The 17,478-nt window shown below is 35.4% G+C and carries 12 protein-coding genes and 1 pseudogene; 7 read left to right on the forward strand and 6 right to left on the reverse strand.

The features are described from left to right. Positions 1 to 174 precede the first annotated feature (174 nt). Positions 175 to 576, reverse strand: a complete 402-nt coding sequence (locus AAC855_RS04275) for a pyrimidine dimer DNA glycosylase/endonuclease V (protein ID WP_340608379.1) — start codon at positions 574 to 576, stop codon at positions 175 to 177. A 320-nt stretch (positions 577 to 896) separates the two neighbouring features. Between AAC855_RS04275 and AAC855_RS04280 the strand changes: the two genes are divergently transcribed. Continuing rightward, positions 897 to 1,289, forward strand: a complete 393-nt coding sequence (locus tag AAC855_RS04280) for an amino acid-binding protein (protein WP_340608380.1) — start codon at positions 897 to 899, stop codon at positions 1,287 to 1,289. A gap of 127 nt (positions 1,290 to 1,416) precedes the next feature. After that, complete coding sequence (locus tag AAC855_RS04285; RefSeq protein ID WP_422824352.1) at positions 1,417 to 2,322, forward strand: Kdo hydroxylase KdoO; 906 nt, start codon at positions 1,417 to 1,419, stop codon at positions 2,320 to 2,322. 137 nt (positions 2,323 to 2,459) lie between these two features. On the opposite strand, the gene AAC855_RS04290 is transcribed toward AAC855_RS04285, so the two are convergent. Further along, entirely contained in the window at positions 2,460 to 2,690 is a 231-nt protein-coding gene (locus AAC855_RS04290; protein WP_340608382.1) for a hypothetical protein, read from the reverse strand. A gap of 387 nt (positions 2,691 to 3,077) precedes the next feature. Further along, positions 3,078 to 3,248, reverse strand: coding sequence for a YhfL family protein (locus tag AAC855_RS04295; protein WP_099110242.1), 171 nt, complete (start codon positions 3,246 to 3,248; stop codon positions 3,078 to 3,080). Positions 3,249 to 3,788: 540 nt separating this feature from the next. On the opposite strand from AAC855_RS04295, the gene AAC855_RS04300 reads away from it, so the two are divergent. The 3 genes from AAC855_RS04300 (at position 3,789) to AAC855_RS04310 (ending at position 8,996) form a co-directional block, all read left to right on the forward strand. Beyond that, on the forward strand, positions 3,789 to 4,256 hold the full coding sequence (locus tag AAC855_RS04300; protein WP_340608383.1) for an NUDIX hydrolase: 468 nt from the start codon (positions 3,789 to 3,791) through the stop codon (positions 4,254 to 4,256). 564 nt (positions 4,257 to 4,820) lie between these two features. Then, a complete protein-coding gene (locus AAC855_RS04305) occupies positions 4,821 to 7,013 on the forward strand; it encodes an ATP-dependent nuclease (RefSeq protein WP_340608384.1) in 2,193 nt (730 codons plus the stop codon). Positions 7,014 to 7,016: 3 nt separating this feature from the next. Beyond that, complete coding sequence (locus tag AAC855_RS04310) at positions 7,017 to 8,996, forward strand: UvrD-helicase domain-containing protein (protein WP_340608385.1); 1,980 nt, start codon at positions 7,017 to 7,019, stop codon at positions 8,994 to 8,996. Here AAC855_RS04310 and AAC855_RS04315 read toward each other — a convergent pair. Continuing rightward, a pseudogene (locus tag AAC855_RS04315) lies at positions 8,993 to 10,070 on the reverse strand (ISNCY family transposase). The gene AAC855_RS04310 and the pseudogene AAC855_RS04315 overlap by 4 nt on opposite strands. A gap of 478 nt (positions 10,071 to 10,548) precedes the next feature. Between AAC855_RS04315 and AAC855_RS04320 the strand changes: the two are divergent. Both AAC855_RS04320 and AAC855_RS04325 read left to right on the forward strand, forming a co-directional pair. Then, complete coding sequence (locus AAC855_RS04320; RefSeq protein ID WP_340608386.1) at positions 10,549 to 12,078, forward strand: AAA family ATPase; 1,530 nt, start codon at positions 10,549 to 10,551, stop codon at positions 12,076 to 12,078. A 2-nt stretch (positions 12,079 to 12,080) separates the two neighbouring features. Beyond that, positions 12,081 to 12,938 carry an HNH endonuclease gene (locus AAC855_RS04325; RefSeq protein ID WP_340608387.1) on the forward strand — a complete coding sequence of 286 codons (858 nt, stop codon included), beginning with the start codon at positions 12,081 to 12,083 and terminating at the stop codon, positions 12,936 to 12,938. 622 nt (positions 12,939 to 13,560) lie between these two features. On the opposite strand, the gene AAC855_RS04330 is transcribed toward AAC855_RS04325, so the two are convergent. Together AAC855_RS04330 and AAC855_RS04335 are read right to left on the reverse strand one after the other, a co-directional pair. Continuing rightward, positions 13,561 to 15,699 carry a hypothetical protein gene (locus AAC855_RS04330; protein WP_340608388.1) on the reverse strand — a complete coding sequence of 713 codons (2,139 nt, stop codon included), beginning with the start codon at positions 15,697 to 15,699 and terminating at the stop codon, positions 13,561 to 13,563. Between the two features lie 346 nt (positions 15,700 to 16,045). After that, on the reverse strand, positions 16,046 to 17,446 hold the full coding sequence (locus AAC855_RS04335; RefSeq protein WP_340608389.1) for an ISNCY family transposase: 1,401 nt from the start codon (positions 17,444 to 17,446) through the stop codon (positions 16,046 to 16,048). Positions 17,447 to 17,478: the final 32 nt, after the last annotated feature.

A 17,478-nucleotide genomic window follows, 5' to 3' on the forward strand; every position in this document is an offset into this window, starting at 1 on the left:
AAATGGTTTAGTAAATTATATGTGACAAATGTAGTAATAAGTGCATATAGGGGTTCAATCCACTTCCACTTTTTATGGAGAATTTTCAGAGTGATACTCCAAAATACGAGTATCACAAAATAAGTAATAGAAAAGGCCATAATTTAATTCCATAACGGAAGGTGTATTTGGTTTTTATTCATTGATTTTTCTATCAAAACAGGGAGAGAATCGAGCCTTTATGGGCATTCGCTCCTTAATTCTTGCCATATTAACGCTAATATCTTCCTCAGTTACCTGATAATCGTTCCATAAATGGTGATAAACACTGACATCATCTGGCCACCTATTTACGACGGAAAAACCCCGATTCAAACATTCCTGATGTATAGCTTCATATCTTTTCTTCAAAAATAACAACTTATCTCTGAAAAAAATCACGTGTCCTTTTCCTAGTAGATATTTTTCCGATGTACTCAAGGTCACATTACCTTTCCTCCTAACTATCTCATTGGGAATTCTGGTTAATTCTCTATGTTCAGCAAGTAAGTGTTGATCACACAATTCACTTGGCAGTATAAGATTTATTCTGGTCATAATTTTTAATCACAATATCGCTAAATATAATTTATTTTCAATTAGATAGAGTTTGGGGACAAAAGCTTTCTGTAGTCGTCGGCCTTAAACGCCTTACTATGTCACCGAGAGAGCATCTTTAAAAGACTTGGGCATGATGCAGAAATGTGGATTTTTGAAGCAGATCTCAAAAATAACTCATAAGGCATAGAAGGGGGTAGAGACCGGAAACCGACGCGTAAATATTGACATTTCGCTTGCCACCGAAGCATCACAATAACTTCCCCTATATATTTCCCATGCCTTTTGTGGCTATTAATCTGAAAAAGGAAAATACTCGCATGTATGATATTCATGTTGTTCTCAGTAATACTCCGGGTGCTCTTGCTGTGCTAGGTTCTTTACTGGGTAAAAATGACATTAGCTTGGAAGGTGGTGGGGTTTTTACGGTTGGCAATGAAAGCCATGCCCATTTTTTAGTTGAAGATGGAGAGCAGGCTCGTCTGGTTCTAATGGCTGCCGGTTTAGATGTACGTGATGTCGTTAAGCCATTAATCAGAAAACTGAATCAGGAACGGTCAGGTGAACTGGGAGAAATAGCTGATGCTATCGCACGAGCTGGCATTAATATAATTACCCAATACAGTGACCACCATAATCACTTAATTCTTCTTACTGATAATAACGAACTTGCTACAAATGCCACCATTAAATGGGATACATCCTCGGAATAAAAAATAAAAGCCATTAAGCCATATAACCGAATAAACCGACTAAACTGTAAAACATTCAATTCATCGTGGATTTGGTTGAATAAAAAGGCTTTATCATTCCGAAAAATTTTACGAAGTGGAGTATATGATGGCTGGACAGCAGCTTGAATTTGATGAAGTGATTGAAACATTGCCATTGCACAGTTGGTCGGAAAGCGTACCTCATTCAGTACAACAGAATGCGCTTGTTTCTCTGGAACTGGGTAAGGTTCTCTACCTGCCAGAACTGAGTTTCTCTTTAATGCCAGAAGAACAACAGTTGCTCAGAGAAGATGCGGTCAAAGCAGGGCGTAAGAATATCAGCTACCGTCCGGATGAACATAAAATAGCTGGCGTGGCGTTGCAGTCTGATGAAAAACTAGCGCATGAGCTAATGCAACGTTATTATCAACATTGTCAGCAATTGATTGAGCATCTGTTGCCAATATATACGGAAGTACTGCATACACCCGTCAATTCGCTACGGGTTCATCCCGTCACCACATGGAAAACCGGTAATTCTTGGCGTAAAGACGACAGCCGGTTACATGTAGATGCCTTTCCTTCCAGACCGATTCAGGGGCAGCGTATTCTTCGCATATTCACTAACATTAACCCGGCGGGCGAACCTAGGGTATGGCGAGTAGGTGATAAATTCCCTCAGATTGCCGAGCAATTCCTTCCTGCGACTCGTAGCTATTCCCGTATTAATAGTTGGTTACAGCACAAATTAGGGATAACCAAAAGCCGCCGTACCCATTATGATCATCTGATGCTCGGGCTGCATGATGCGATGAAAGCCAACCAGCAATATCAGCAGCAGGGTGCTCAGTTAGAGGTTAAATTCCCTGCGGGTAGTACCTGGATTTGTTACTCAGATCAGACACCTCATGCTGCGATGTCAGGACAATTTATGCTGGAGCAAACTTATCTATTGCCAATATCTAAAATGGCTTCGCCAGAAAATTCACCACTAAAAGTGTTGGAATATAAACTCAATAAAGCGCTGTTGTAAATAGTTTGGTCGGACTAAATATTTAGCGTTTTATTAAAGTCCGACCATTTCATAATTAATACTCAAATGAAATAAGCCATTATATTAAAGTAGTGAACTGAAATAAAATGCCACCAATTTACAAGAGAATGACACCATTATTCGAGCCATAACCAGCGATGAACTTGTTCAAGTATCACATTAGTCATATCTGGTTCTTTAATAGCCAATAGGATTGCAATGATAATTCCTGCCAGAACACCCACTGAAAACCACATTATCTTATACTTGTATTCTCTTTTTTGCTTGTGTGGGTTGCCATGCCATTTGTTTCGGTCTCGGAATTCTTTAGGGTTATAGTAGTAGTCTTTTTTATCTGAACTTGTCATTGCGTTTTTAAACCTCCCCGTATTATAGACCGTAATTTGTTCAAGTCCGTAATAAAATCGAATGAAATAGCTGTAAGTTTTTGCCATCCGAACATGATATTTTTCTTTGTTAAGTGGAGTATTTATTCCATAAAATCAGTGTCAGACATTAATGTATTTTCTGATAACTTTGCAACTGTGTTGGTTAGGTAAAAAACTAGGGATTGGAAAAACGTAATTAAATGAAGGGGATTTTGAAGTTGTCTGCAGAGGAGGGCGTGTCTCATAATGAGTGTAGAGGCTATGGGCCTGATCGAAGAAAACTTGGTTCAAATACGCCACTTTTTGTCAGTGAAATAGCATAAAATAAGGCCGGAAAATCCGGCCTTATTATTACGACTCGTAATCTTATTGATCTGCTGCTGGGCCGCAACCGCCAATGATCTTGGAGATAGATACTGCCGGATGAAGCAAGTAGTCATAGCTACAATTATTTTTTTTATTTTCCACACGACCAGTACATGCAGTCAATGTTGCCAAAACAGTCCCTACTAATACAATTTTAATTAATTTTTCCATAATTTTTAATAACACCTTGTCTCTTTTAGTTCCTATGAAAATTAAGCTAAATTAAATCATTAGCTTAATTAGATTATATTAAGCCCATAATAATTTCAAGTATTATTGTAATCAATGATGGGTGATTTGGAATTTAAAAATATGAATTTAATTTCATGCAGCATGAAATAGGGTGGACAATAAGAAAACTGAGCACATAAAATTAACACTATTTAGTTAAGAGTGTTTGGATGGAATAGGACACCGATTTTTCAATATACGGTCAATCTGACTATATCTCTTAATTATTTCCCTCGACATCTGAGTTTTTTTGAGAATCGCAAGTAATTACCTATTATAAAACTTCAACATGAATATCCTATGATTCGATAATAAAATTGACATTCAACATATTTATCTAGAATTGTACAAAATTACAAACTAAGATAAATTAATTGAATAACGACCCTATCTTAAGGTAAATATCCAGCGAATCCTGTGCGCGTGTAAGGTGCGTTACCGGTTAGTGGCTGGCCTGTCATAGCTAAAAGGAAATAATATATGCGTATTCGTTGTTCAGCGCGTTTACTGATCATTAGCCGATCTAATCGAGTGTTAATGTTTAATTTTGTACATAATGAAGGTGCATTAGCTGGTCAGTCATATTGGGCCACGCCCGGAGGAGGCGTTAAAAAAGGAGAGTCTTTTGAGCAAGCCGCTATTAGAGAACTGCGTGAAGAAACAGGTATCCGAAAAGATAATGTTGGACAATGTGTTGCTCAAAGAACATTTGAAATGACTCTCCCTAGTGGAGAGGCTGTTTTAGCAAAAGAACATTTTTATATCGTAAAGATTGATAAAGAAGATATCAATATTACTGAATGGACTGAAAATGAAAAGTCAGCGATTAAACAGCATTATTGGTGGGAAATCGACCAGCTTGCCAATGCAGTGGAAACTATTTATCCCAATGATATAACAGAAATACTTTTTACTGCGGTAAAAAATAATATCCCTCAGCGGCTATAACAGGCTACTGAATCTTTATTCCAAATATCCTATATTGTTTCAAAGTAGCTAAATGTAGATTCCGATTTTACAAATCGGAATTGAATTAAGTGATTAGTTGCGTAATCAATGTAATCTATACAGTTAGAATTCAAACCGCTGGGTTTCCCGTTCAGCGTTAATGGTCAAGGCTCGATAGGAATGTCTAGTTGTTAGCTCATTAGAAATGTCCTGTGAACACACAAACATCATATTTCTGCTTTAAAACAATTGTTCATTTATAGCTCAATAAGACTGTATTTAGTAGCGAAATTAACTCATCACATAAAAAGCTAATATATACTCGATAAACTTCAAGTTGCAATGGGTAGTATGAGACGAGTCCTTATATCTCCCCGCGACGCGGGGAGATATAACACGCATCTTGAAGTTGAATTGGTACATGTGGTGAAACCAGCTCACATAACTCAATAATATTTATTGAGTTTTCATAACTAAAGCATAAGAATAGATAAACATTTATTGATAGAAATTGAACTGTTTTTATCTAAATTGATGTACAACGCTATTAATACAAGGCGCTATATGAAAATTTCTTCTTTTAAATTAAAAAATTATCGCCGTTTATCGGATATTACACTAACACTTGATGACAAAACAACAATTCTAGTCGGTGCAAACAATAGTGGAAAAACATCTTGTATTAAGGCGTTATACACTTTTTTGAGTCGACGTGGCAGTATGCACATCAAAGACGTACCTAAATGTAATTGGAAAGAAATCAGAAGATTAGGTCAGTTAATTGAGGAAGATATTCCATCCAATGATGATGAAGAAAATGTGTTTTTAACAAATTTAACACAATTTCTACCTTTACTGGATATTGAGATTAATGCCGATGCAAAAGAAGCCTATAAGGTTAGAGATATTCTACCGGATCTGGAATGGAAAGGTGGTTCTCTTTTTATCCGTATAAAATATGAACCTAAGAACATCACGGAATTGTGCCAAGAATTCAGCAAAGCAAGAAAATTGGTTTCAGAACACAGTAAAACCTCACTTTGGCCTAAGGATCTCTGTGACTTTCTGGAGAAAGGTAATAATTTTGAACGTTATCTTGAGAAAAAATACTATATCCTGAGCGATGATTTTTTACAGCCGCTATCTTCAACAGTTTTAGAAACATTAATCCGAATAGATGTTATTTCTGAACAGCGTGGGCTGGGTCAGGATGATAATGAAATAAGAAAAGGACCATACACAGAAAAACATAGCCTCAATAAATTACTACGTGATTATTATGATAACATTTTAAATCCCGATATATTTCCTGATCCTAAAGATATCACCGTTCTGGGACAACATCAAAAGCTGGAAGAAAATTTTTCAAAGAGATTGAATTCCCAATTTGAAAAGCCAATGAGTGAGTTAGAAGTTATGGGTTATACTGGTATTGGTGGTAACCCTACAGTTAAAATAGCTGCAAAAATTAGCGGAATGGATGCGTTACAAAGAGCATCATCTATACATTATCACTTTGATGAAAAAGATGCTGAGTATATCCCAGAACATTATTTAGGACTGGGATATCAGAACTTAATCTATCTGACTTTTAGACTTCTTGAATTTCGCGATAAATGGATGCGTATAGGAAAATCAGCAATTTCCCGAAATACATCAGAAACAAAGTCAGAATTAGCACAAATTGAGCCAATCCACTTAGTGTTGGTTGAAGAGCCGGAAGTTAATTTACATGCTCAAGTTCAACGGGTTTTTGTTTCAAATGCATATAATGTGTTACGGAATCATCCTGAACTAAGAAATAAAGATGGGAAGGACAATTCGGAATACTATACACAATTAGTCATTAGCACTCATTCCAGTCATATTATTAATGACGTTGATTTTAAAGAGTTACGATATTTTAAACGGATTAGTGCAAACTTGTTGACACCTATGAATCATACGACAATTGCTAATATGTCTGAGTTATTTGCATCCCCAAAAGAAGAGCTAAAATTTGTCAGAAAACACCTGAAATTAACTCACTGTGATATCTTTTTTGCTGATGGTGTTATTTTTGTTGAAGGGCAGGCTGAACGTCTTTTAATTCCTCAATTCATTGCTGAATATTTTCCTAAATTAACGAGCCGATATATCTCAATTATTGAAGTTAGTGGTGCACATACACATAAATATAAAGATCTAATCGAAAATCTTGGAATGACAGCCTTAGTTATTACGGACATTGACTCGGTCAATAAAGATAACAAAAAATGTTATCCAAAAATAAAATCATCACAAAAAACAAATAATACAACGCTTATAAAATGGCATCCTAAAAAAGAGAATTTAGATGAACTTATAAATATATCAAGCAAGAATCATATCATAACCACCAAAAATTCAAATGTTTATATTGCATATCAAAAAGCAACGAATATTGAAGGTAAAAAAATATTGTCAAGAACATTCGAAGATGCTTTGATTCTAGCTAACATTAAAAATGGATTTTTCAATAAAATAGAAAAAATCACAAAGGCCAGAGAAGAATTCACACTAAATCAAGATGTTGATGCATTATGTGAGTCACTTTTCAATTACATACAGGAGTTAAAAAAAGGGGAGTTCGCTTTTGAATGCCTATTTTATCTTTCTGAAATTGCTGATCATGAAGAACCACTTGATAAAGAAAGAGTGAGTTTCACTCCTCCAGAATACATAAAAGATGGACTTGATTGGCTAAATAAAAAATTGACACCAAAGAAAAGGAAATAGTATATGTCAACTGACTTTTTTCTTGCGGAGACACGTTCGGTGGATCATGATGATAGTGTCGATGATATCATTCAAGAATGTATACATTCCGAGTCAAAACGTAGTTTCATTACTTTTGCTGGGGCAGGTTCAGGTAAAACCTTTTCTTTAAAACAAGCATTGAGTTACCTCAAAGATGAACATTTAATTGATTTTTCTCGCAAAGGAAAACAAATTGCCATTATTACCTATACGAATAATGCTGCTGATGAAATATCTAATAGAATTGATAAACACCCCATATTTACCATTTCAACAATTCACAGTTTTTGTTGGACTTCGATTAAAGGATTTAATGAAGACATTCGGCATTGGTATTTAAATACCATACCTAAAGAAATTGCAAAAATTGAAGAATTAGAGCGAAAAGGGCGCTCCGGTAAAGCTTCCGATACCAGAAAAAAAACACTTATCCGCTTGAATGCTAAATTAGAATGGTTGAGTGAACCTCAAAAGTTTGTGTATGACCCTAATGGTATCAACTCCTCTAAAAATGCCTTATCACATACAGATGTCCTGAACATATTTTCTGATTTTCTTACAAGTAAATCTATGATGAAAGAATTACTTGCAAGCAAGTATCCTTTTATATTTATTGATGAAAGCCAGGACACAGACAAGACTGTTATTAATGCATTTTTTAATTTACAACAAAGCAAACAGGACCAAATAGTTATAGGTCTTTTGGGAGATACTATGCAGCGTATCTTCGGTGTTGGAGATGAGGGGTTAGGCCTGACATCACCACCAGCACCTGGTTGGGAAGTAATTAATAAAGAAATGAACCATCGTTCTGCACGGCGGATTGTTGGGTTGGGTAATCAAATCCGAAGTAATATTGATAATCGAAAACAATATGCAAGAGAAGGGGCACCAGAAGGATATATTCGGTATTACTTACTGCCTCAAAATATAGAAAATAAAGCCGAAACAGAAATAAATATTCGTAGAGAAATGGCAAATCTGACAAGAGATCAGGGTTGGAATGATATAGAGGAAAAAGAGACTGCTATCTTACTTCTAGAACACAAAATGGCAGCTAGGCGCCTCGGGTTTCATCAGTTATGGGAAAAGCTAGAAAAAGCAAAAAGTCTAAAAGAGAGTATGAGTGCTGGCAGTAATACTGAATTGAGTTTTTTCGCAAATATCATTCTACCACTTGCTGAAGCAAGTCTTAATGATAAGCGTGCAGAATTGATGTCGATACTTAGGAAATATAATTCACCTCTTTTAGAGCCAGATATCTTAGAGGCCAATAAGGACGATCCATTAGTTTCCGCTCGCGCAGCTGAACATAAATTCAAGTCAACCATTACAAATAATGATGTCAGTTTTCAGGATGTACTAGACATTCTAGCTAGCCACAATCTGATGAAAATTCCATCTAAACTGCAATCATTTTTGACATCGAATAAATATAAAAGCATCAGCATGACATCAGAAAAGGACAATTCATCAGTCGATGCTGATGAATTTGATGCATGGACTGATGCGCTCAAAACACGTTTTTTTCAAGATGCATGGACTGATGCGCTCAAAACACGTTTTTTTCAAATCAGGGATTACAAAAAGTATATTTCCGATGAATCAAAATACCGAACCCATCAAGGAGTAAAGGGAAATGAATTTGATCGTGTTATGGTTATTATGGATGATAATGAAGCAGGTGGGTTTATGTTTTCTTATGAACAATATTTTGGGGTCAAAGAGCCATCCGTCGCTAGCTCAAAGAGACAAAATGCTGAAAAGCAAAAATTAAAAGAGTTAGAACGCACCGGTAGGCTATTCTACGTAACCTCTACAAGAGCAAAGCTCAGTCTTGCCCATGTCATATATACATCGGATGTTCAGGCGTTAAGAAATAAACTTATTGACAAGAAATTTGCTCGACCGGATGAAATAATTGAACCGCAAATTACAGAAACGAATATTGTTAAATTCTAGCTTTTGTCAAAAATCTCCTTTGAACGCCCTTGAAGCTTAACTAGGGCTTCTAACATATCATCTTGATCGATAGAGAGTTGGGATTTTTTACCTGGCTCTTTTTCTTTGCGACGTGACGGCCCATTTTCAGCAGGCATAGACTGTGAGCGTCGGTTATCTCTCTTATCATCGACAATTTTCGCTATCCTTAATCAGATAAACAATCTTATCATATTGAATAGTAATGTTTTTATAGACTTTTCTGTATTCTATAATGGTCAGAATAGTATCTAAATTCTCATCTTGTTCTAACGGTCGATGTACATCATATTCATGGCGGGGAAGCTTACCAAATCGATGATTATAATCAGCCATAAACTCTTCAGTAAATGTGTTCGCAGCCTCTATTGAACAGATATTCTTAAGGCTAAACTCTTTAACTAAGTGATCATGAAGTGTGCCCATGAGTACGTACAACACGACCTTTTTCTTGGCTGGTTTCTGCACAAATAGTTTGAATGTTTAGCTCATGCATGGCTCGACTAAACTATGTATGACCATCACCACTATATAGCATTTTTATTATTAATTCTAAATATACCCGCTTTATCACTGTAAAATGCTAATGGTTTACCATGTCTCTCAATATAACGCCGAGTGGCATTAAAGTATGTAAATGTGGGTTCTGCTTGAACAAAAAGGAGGTTCCATGATTTTGCTTGTCGCATCATCAACATAGACTAATGCTGTACATTTGGAAACTCGGCCTTCAAACCAATCATGGTCACAGCCATCAATTTGGATCAATTCACCAGTGCAGGGGCGTCTGCTAGCGCGTGAAAAATTGGAAGAAATACATGGGATGACCATTGGTAAAGAGACGCTTCGTCGGTTGATGATCCAATTTGGTCAGTGAATGATTATTGGTAATAAACGATTACTAGAATTACCTCGAGCAATATCATTCATACTTAAAGGGTCATGCTCACGGTAGCGTTTTATCAATCGGCTACAATGACGTGGTGTAATGTCGAGTATCACGTCCGCACGACCTGGTGTCATTTTGTGATCAATGACATCTTGTAGAACCTTAATGTCCTGATTGCAGCTAAAAGGTTTTCTCCTTTATGCCTCAAAAAGTGACATTACTATATTGGTGCCACAATAAATGTCAAGGCTCGATAGGAATGTCTAGTCGCTGGCTCATTAGAAATGACCATTGGTTTCAAAAATAACACTATTTTTGACATTGCATAAAGCTATGATATCAGAAAATAACAGCTCATTAACTGATACTAATGAATTTGAGGTATGAACTAAGGCACTTAGACTCTTTTAACTTGCCGCAAGCAAGATCGGGTCTGTCAGAAAGAACTGTTCCTAGACGCACTCCTGAGAACCTTGCAGCAGGGCGATTAGTCGTTTTGTATCGAGAGTCTACCCCCCGCTCGACATAGGTTAGCTTATCAAATGCCTGACAATGTATTGATGAGAACCCTTGTTTAGTGAATTTAAATGCGCTAAATGGTATGATTGTATATAAATATTTAGACATGCGAATAAAACTTACTATATGAATTTTATTTTAATTCCTAGCAATCAATCCATCCCTTCATCAGGTATAAATACAGCGTATCTAAAAATAGATAACTGGAATGATTATTCTTTCGTAACAATGTTTTACCTAACTGTATTTGACGAAAATGGTGCGAAACACGATCTTGGGAACGTAAAGATCGGCTTTAAGGGACAAAAGGTCGAACAAACAACGCACAGTCAGTTAGAGCACACATTTACCAACCTTTCTGATAATTATTTCTCACTCGGTGAAAGTGTCGGATACTACAAGACGATTGCTAATGATTTGTCTCAACAATCCAAAGAAAGTCTATTAAGTGCTTTGAATGACATTGTTTTCAAGCCTCAAATTATAGATGAAATAGTAAATGAAAGTGTTTTCGGTACATCTTTGCTTCGTTTTGTAAGCTTATCGGTTGTTAAAGGACAATTCATAAGAATTTTGAGTGGCGGCGTTGAACTGACTCCCTATGATTTTAGTTTCATACGTCAACCAGCTGATGATCTAGCAGAGATAAGACTACAATTTGTTGTAGAACCCTATTCGAAACCTAAAACAAACATACATGCAATTATTGGTCGTAATGGTGTAGGTAAAACTACCTTGCTCAATGGAATGATTGCTAGTGTTATTAATCAAGACCTTTCAAAAGGGTGTTTTCAGGAAAATACTTTGTTTGGAAACGGGAAAACTATTAGTAATGATTTTTTTAGTAGTATTGTTTCTGTCTCTTTCAGTGTATTTGACCCTTTTGACCCTCCATCAGAAAGAGCAGACCCTTCAAGAGGTACTTGTTATTACTATATTGGTTTGAAGCAAAAATCTAAAGAAGCACTCAAAAGCTTATCTGAACTACATCATGAATTTCATAACAGTTTAAGGAATTGTTTTATTGATAGTGTTAAAAAAAATAGGTGGCTAAATGCTGTTGAAACTCTAGAATCCGATAGCAATTTTGCTGATATGGATCTTAAAATTCTTGCGGATGTTAAAAGTGAGGAGTATTTAAAAAAAGCTGCGTTACACTTAATCTCAAGGATGAGCTCAGGTCATGCTATTGTTATTCTTACTCTTACAAAACTAGTTGAAAAAGTAGAAGAAAAAACGCTTCTCCTCATTGATGAACCTGAAAGTCATTTACACCCACCTCTACTTTCTGCATTCACTCGGGCATTGAGTGATTTACTTTCAAACAGGAATGGCGTGGCAATAATTGCTACTCATTCACCTGTAGTATTACAAGAAATTCCTCAAAGTTGTGTATCTAAAATAATTCGATATGGGAAAAGTATGAATATCTCGCGCCCCAAAATAGAAACATTTGCTGAAAATGTTGGTATTCTGACACGAGAGGTTTTTGGCTTAGAGGTAACGAAGTCTGGGTTTCATGCTCTTTTACAGTCATCTGTTGATGAAGGAGGGAATTATCAAGATATATTCAACGAGTATGGCAAAAAATTAGGTGTTGAAGGGCAATTTTTACTCCAGAGTATGATTTCAAATAGGGATAATGGCCAGGAGTAAAAATGAAAAAGCTTCCATTACCTAATTATCATTTTTTAGATGTTTACAATACCTGCATTTCAGATTGTAATTCTAATAATCTCACTGCAATGAGGGCGATTAGTCAACGATTACCTGAATTCGTGTCATCTTATCAACAAGGAGCTGAGTCTGTAACATTACATCTAACGACTCCATCCAGACGTGGTCATTCAGAAGATGAGGTTATCAGCAATATAACAAAAGCTGATTTTGTTGGGTTATACGACGACTGCTTATCGAAAGCAGGAACTAACGGAAGAGTAATATATGATGCAATAAGATCATCCTCTGATGGGGTGTGCCCCCTCTGTGGAATAGGTCACGTTTCTACACTTGACCATTACTTACCAAAGGCGCGATATCCTCTTTATTCAGTACATCCACATAACCTTGTTCCTGCATGTAAGGACTGCAATACAGGCAAAGGAAGCCCTGTTTTACGTACTAATCTTGATGAATTATTCCATCCTTATTTTATATCGCTACGTTTTATCAATGAACATTGGATAGCGGCTGAAATTATCGAGACAACACCTGTTACCGCACAGTTTTATCCTCATTTGCCAACAACCTGGGATAGTGATTCGCAACAAAGAGCAATCAACCATTTCGATGGTTTTAATTTAGCCAGTAGATATAAAGTTCAGGCTTCACAATTTTTCACTATGTTCATTGAACAGGTACGAGAATTAAAGCATGAACAAAATCTCAATACAGAACAAATTCAGGTTAACTTCAGAAATAAAGCTTTGAATCAGCCGTCTAATTCCATCTCGAGGGCTTTAATGGAAGCTATAGCTCAAAGTGAATGGTTCTGCTCTGAAGGTTATATCAGGTGATGATATTATTCTCATAGTAAATTAATAGTAAAGCAATTTATTAATCTCATTAAATTTAAATCTTACCAAAAATCTCTTTTTTGAAGTCCCGTGGTTCCGAGCTATTTATGAGGCTGAAGGCCGGTGCGCAGAACCTGATTATTAAATTGTCCGTCATCATGATGACGGTCTGAAGAAGTGGTATTTGATTGGCGCCAGTCAAAAACTGGTGTGATTATATTGCTGATGAAGAATCGGCAGATGAGGATTTTCTGATTGAGAGACCTGAAGTCATTATAGTAGAGCCGATTTTTCAATGTTAAACCAGAGAATAATTAACGGGATTTCACCCAATCAGAATGCTGAGTTTCGTTATCTTTCACATTTCTCAAGGCTCGATAGGGATGTCTATTCGCTGGCTAATTAGAAATAACCGCTTAATGCCCTGCATTCAGTGGCGGTTTCACTATCAGCTTCTTGATAATTATAGAAAGATAATTGAGTTCATCCTTATTTTCTGATCTTTGAACTTATTCAGCCGTGAGGGTTTTGAGTTTTTTCGGTCATAATTTACCTGTTTCCGTTATTGAAATGAACATATCAAAAACAGGTAACTATAAAATTTAAATTACAGCTTCGATAATTAGCTAACTTTCGATTCACTTATGTCAAAAAAACAAGTTAAAAGAATCAGTTTTTTTGATTTGAATTTATATTCATGAAATACATTTTTCTTTATTTTATCCAAGTCATTATAAAATTCATTATTTCCATTGATATATTCAACTAAGTCACTGACATTAAACTCTCTATTTTTCCAAACATTTGTTTTATTTCCTTTCGATATTATATCACCACTTTCTATGAAGTTTATCAGCTCATTAGCATGAAATGTTTTTATATTATTATTGCTTATCCCGCTCAATACACGATTGGCATTTACAACACCATAGTGGATGTGATTAACATCAGAAGGAATTATATCTGCATTTATAAGTAATTGTCTGAATGAATAGGTATTCTCAAGTATTTTTTTAAATTTTTCTATTTGTGAAAATCCTTTTTCTAGATGACTATAAGTATTTCTCAACTCAAAATCACTTACTGGGTGATAGGGGTTTTTGCATTCAAAAATAAATAAATTCCCATCGAGATAAGCAATTACATCAATTTCATCATTACCATATTTAAAATCAATGTTAACATGAAATCCTTTTCCAATTAGAGCTTGTTTAATTGACTCTATCATATGATCTTTATTATTAAAGGTAGATAGGTTTATTTTATTCATAAATGCGATTGACCTAATTAGATTGGAACCATGAAGTATTGTCGGTGTAATTATTATTTGCCCATCAACATTTAAAATCGGATTGTATTGTATATCAAGGTAGTGATTATGGTGTGATAAATCAAAGCTAATCATTTCAATGAACTCTCTACATTCATTTACAGGATGATTACAAATTTTATTCAATATAAAGGCAAGTTCTTCAATACTACAAACGGGTAATATTGACCGCCGTCTAAGTAAGTTCACGTCAATTGTATTTTTTGAAAGTAAATCTTTATACGCATAGTTATATGCATAGCTAATATAACCGAAATATCTCTGAATTTTTATTATATCGAAAGCAGTGAAGCTTTTATATAATTTCAAGTTTAAAAATTCGACATTATAGTTTTCTAAAGATAATGTTTCAATCATGACAGCTTCATCAAAAAATATTCTGTCATGGCTGTATATATTACATTCATGTCCGTATTCAAATATGGGTGTTTTAAGCACAATTCTTTTTATTGGATAGTCTTTTATTTCGTAAACTATATTTTCATCACTCTTGTCATTAGCAGAAAAAAATTCCGAAAGAAACTCAGAAAACGTTTTGTTTTGTTCTTTTATTTTTTTATCTTTAATTGCTCTATTTGCAATAGAAAACCATCTTAGATCCGATTTAGTATAACTTCGACGTAGGGCTGTTTCAAACTCATAGTTTTCAATGACTATATTGTTATATAACTTACTTGCTTTATAGTTAAAAAAATCTATTTTAATTTCAATATCATTGAAAATTTGTATTAAATATGCATTGTGGAAGCATTCCATATACACATCATCGCTATATTCTTCATCAGTAAGTAATAAATTTTTTCTTATAGCATTAACACATGCATCCTTATATAAAGTCAGAGTAAATGATATAGATGATAATATTGTTTCTTTGTTTCTAAAGAAAAGAGAATCAGTCATTGACATCTCATTCGACATATCATATTTATTTGTATCACTATATACCATGTCAGCAATGGCTAATGCTGTTTTAACAAAGTATGGATTAGATTTTATGAATTCTATAATTTTACTGCGTAAAATCCTCATCTCAGCGGATAGCTCAATAACATTTAAAATGTTATTTATATATTCTAAGTCATTACCATCTATCAAGTTGATAAAAAATATATCGGAAATTAGAAAGCTTAACGTTTTTGTTTTATAATTGTATTTTGATGAACGAAATGCACCTTTTTTTTTGATTTCATTAATTGGGTTTTTAAATCCCCCATAAAGTATAAATCGTAAAAAGCCTATAGCACTTCGTTTTTTTTCTTCTTTAATACTATCCATCAGTAGAATAATACTTTCATCTAGCAATTTAACCTTTTCCTTGGATTTAATGCCTTTCAGTTTTGCATTTAAATTTTCTATAATTGTATTAAATTTATTTTTGCTAATGTGCTGTATCGATAAGTTACTTATTTCTTCCAAGAAATTGTTAATCACTGCTAGCCACCTTAAGTAAATACATTAAATTTCAGATTGTACTTCCATTTATTTGCTCATATTTTACAAAAATAGCTCAGTGAATGCCACCATTAAAATAGAAATATTGTCGTAACCAGAACTTCCATAGAAAAATACGATCCCCTTTCTTGGAAATAGTGAAGTACATTAACTTTAAACTCTACTTAGTGAAAAAACGGCTGAGTTCAATAAAAACACATTAGATGTTACACCATTTCATTTTAATTGTAACATTATAAATTATGTGTATATACACTAGTTAATGAATAATCTAGCGGAAATTCACACCTGTATTGAGAACTGGTATAATCGTAGTAAAAATAACTTAATTCTTACCAAAAATCTCCTTTGAACGCCCCTGAAGTTTAACGAGGGCTTCTAGCATGTCATTTTGATCGATAGAGCGCTGGGATTTCTTGCCTGGCGCTTTTTCTTTGCGTCGTGACGGCCCATTTCCAGCAGGCACAGATTGTGAGCGGCGGTTATCTCTCTTATCATCGACAACTGTTTTAATGAGTTCGAGAGTTCGACCAAGCCGTTTGTTGTCCACAATAGCACCTTGGTCAACATCAGACAGTCGGTCATACGTGATAAAGGGAAGGGGGATGCCATTCAACCGTAGTTCTTTACGTTCGTCTGGATAGTGATAAACATCGATGCATTTACCAATAGCTCGCCGGCTATATTCACTATCCTCAATCAGATAAACGATCTTATCATATTGAATAGTTAAGTTTTTAGAGACTTTTCTGTATTCTCTGATTGTAAGAATAGTATCCAAATCCTCATCTTGTTCTAGAGGTCGATGTACATCATATTCATGGCGCGGAAGCTTACCAAATCGATGATTATAATCATCGATAAACTCATCAGTGAATGCATTAGCAGCCTCGATTGAACTGATGTTCCTGAGGCGAAACTCTTTAACCAAGCGATCCTGAAGTGTGCTATGCGCACGTTCAACACGTCCTTTTGCTTGGCTAGTTTCTGCACAAATGGTTTGAATATTTAACTCATGCATGGCTCGACCAAACTGAGTATGACCGTCGCCACCAATAGCATTTTTGTTATTAATTCTAAATATGCCAGCCTTATCGCTGTAAAGTGCCAATGGTTTTCCATGTCTCTCAATATAACGCCGAGTGGCATTAAAGTATGTAAATGTGGATTCAGCCTGGACAAAAAGGAGCTCCATGATTTTACTTGTCGCATCATCAACATAGACTAATGCTGTACATTTTGGACCACGTCCTTCAAACCAATCATGGTCACAGCCATCAATTTGGATCAATTCACCGGTACAAGGGCGTCGATACCGGGGTTGGTGAATTTTTGGGGCTCGCATTTTTCTCGGGATCCATAAATCTGCACGGATCATCAGCCGACGAAGTGTTTCTTTACCAATAGTCAGCCCATGTATTTCTTCTAGTTTTTCGCGTGCTAGCGTAGGTCCAAAGTCAGGATAATTTTTCTTAACGATATCTACAATTTGGTCAGTGAATGATTTTGGCAATAAACGGTTACTCGGATTGCCTCGAGCAATGTTATTCATACCTAAAGGGCCATGCTCACGGTAGCGTTTTATCAGTCGACTACAATGGCGTGGTGTAATGCCGAGTACCACGGCAGCACGACCTGGCGTCAGGTTGCGATCAATAACATCTTGTAGAACTTTAATGCGGTTTAATTCTTTCAACGTGAATCGTCCTGAGCTTTCTGCACTCATGACCATTTCTCCAGGAAATATCCTTTTTCTTT

The organism is Xenorhabdus bharatensis, from assembly GCF_037996705.1.
GTDB classification, from domain to species: domain Bacteria; phylum Pseudomonadota; class Gammaproteobacteria; order Enterobacterales; family Enterobacteriaceae; genus Xenorhabdus; species Xenorhabdus bharatensis.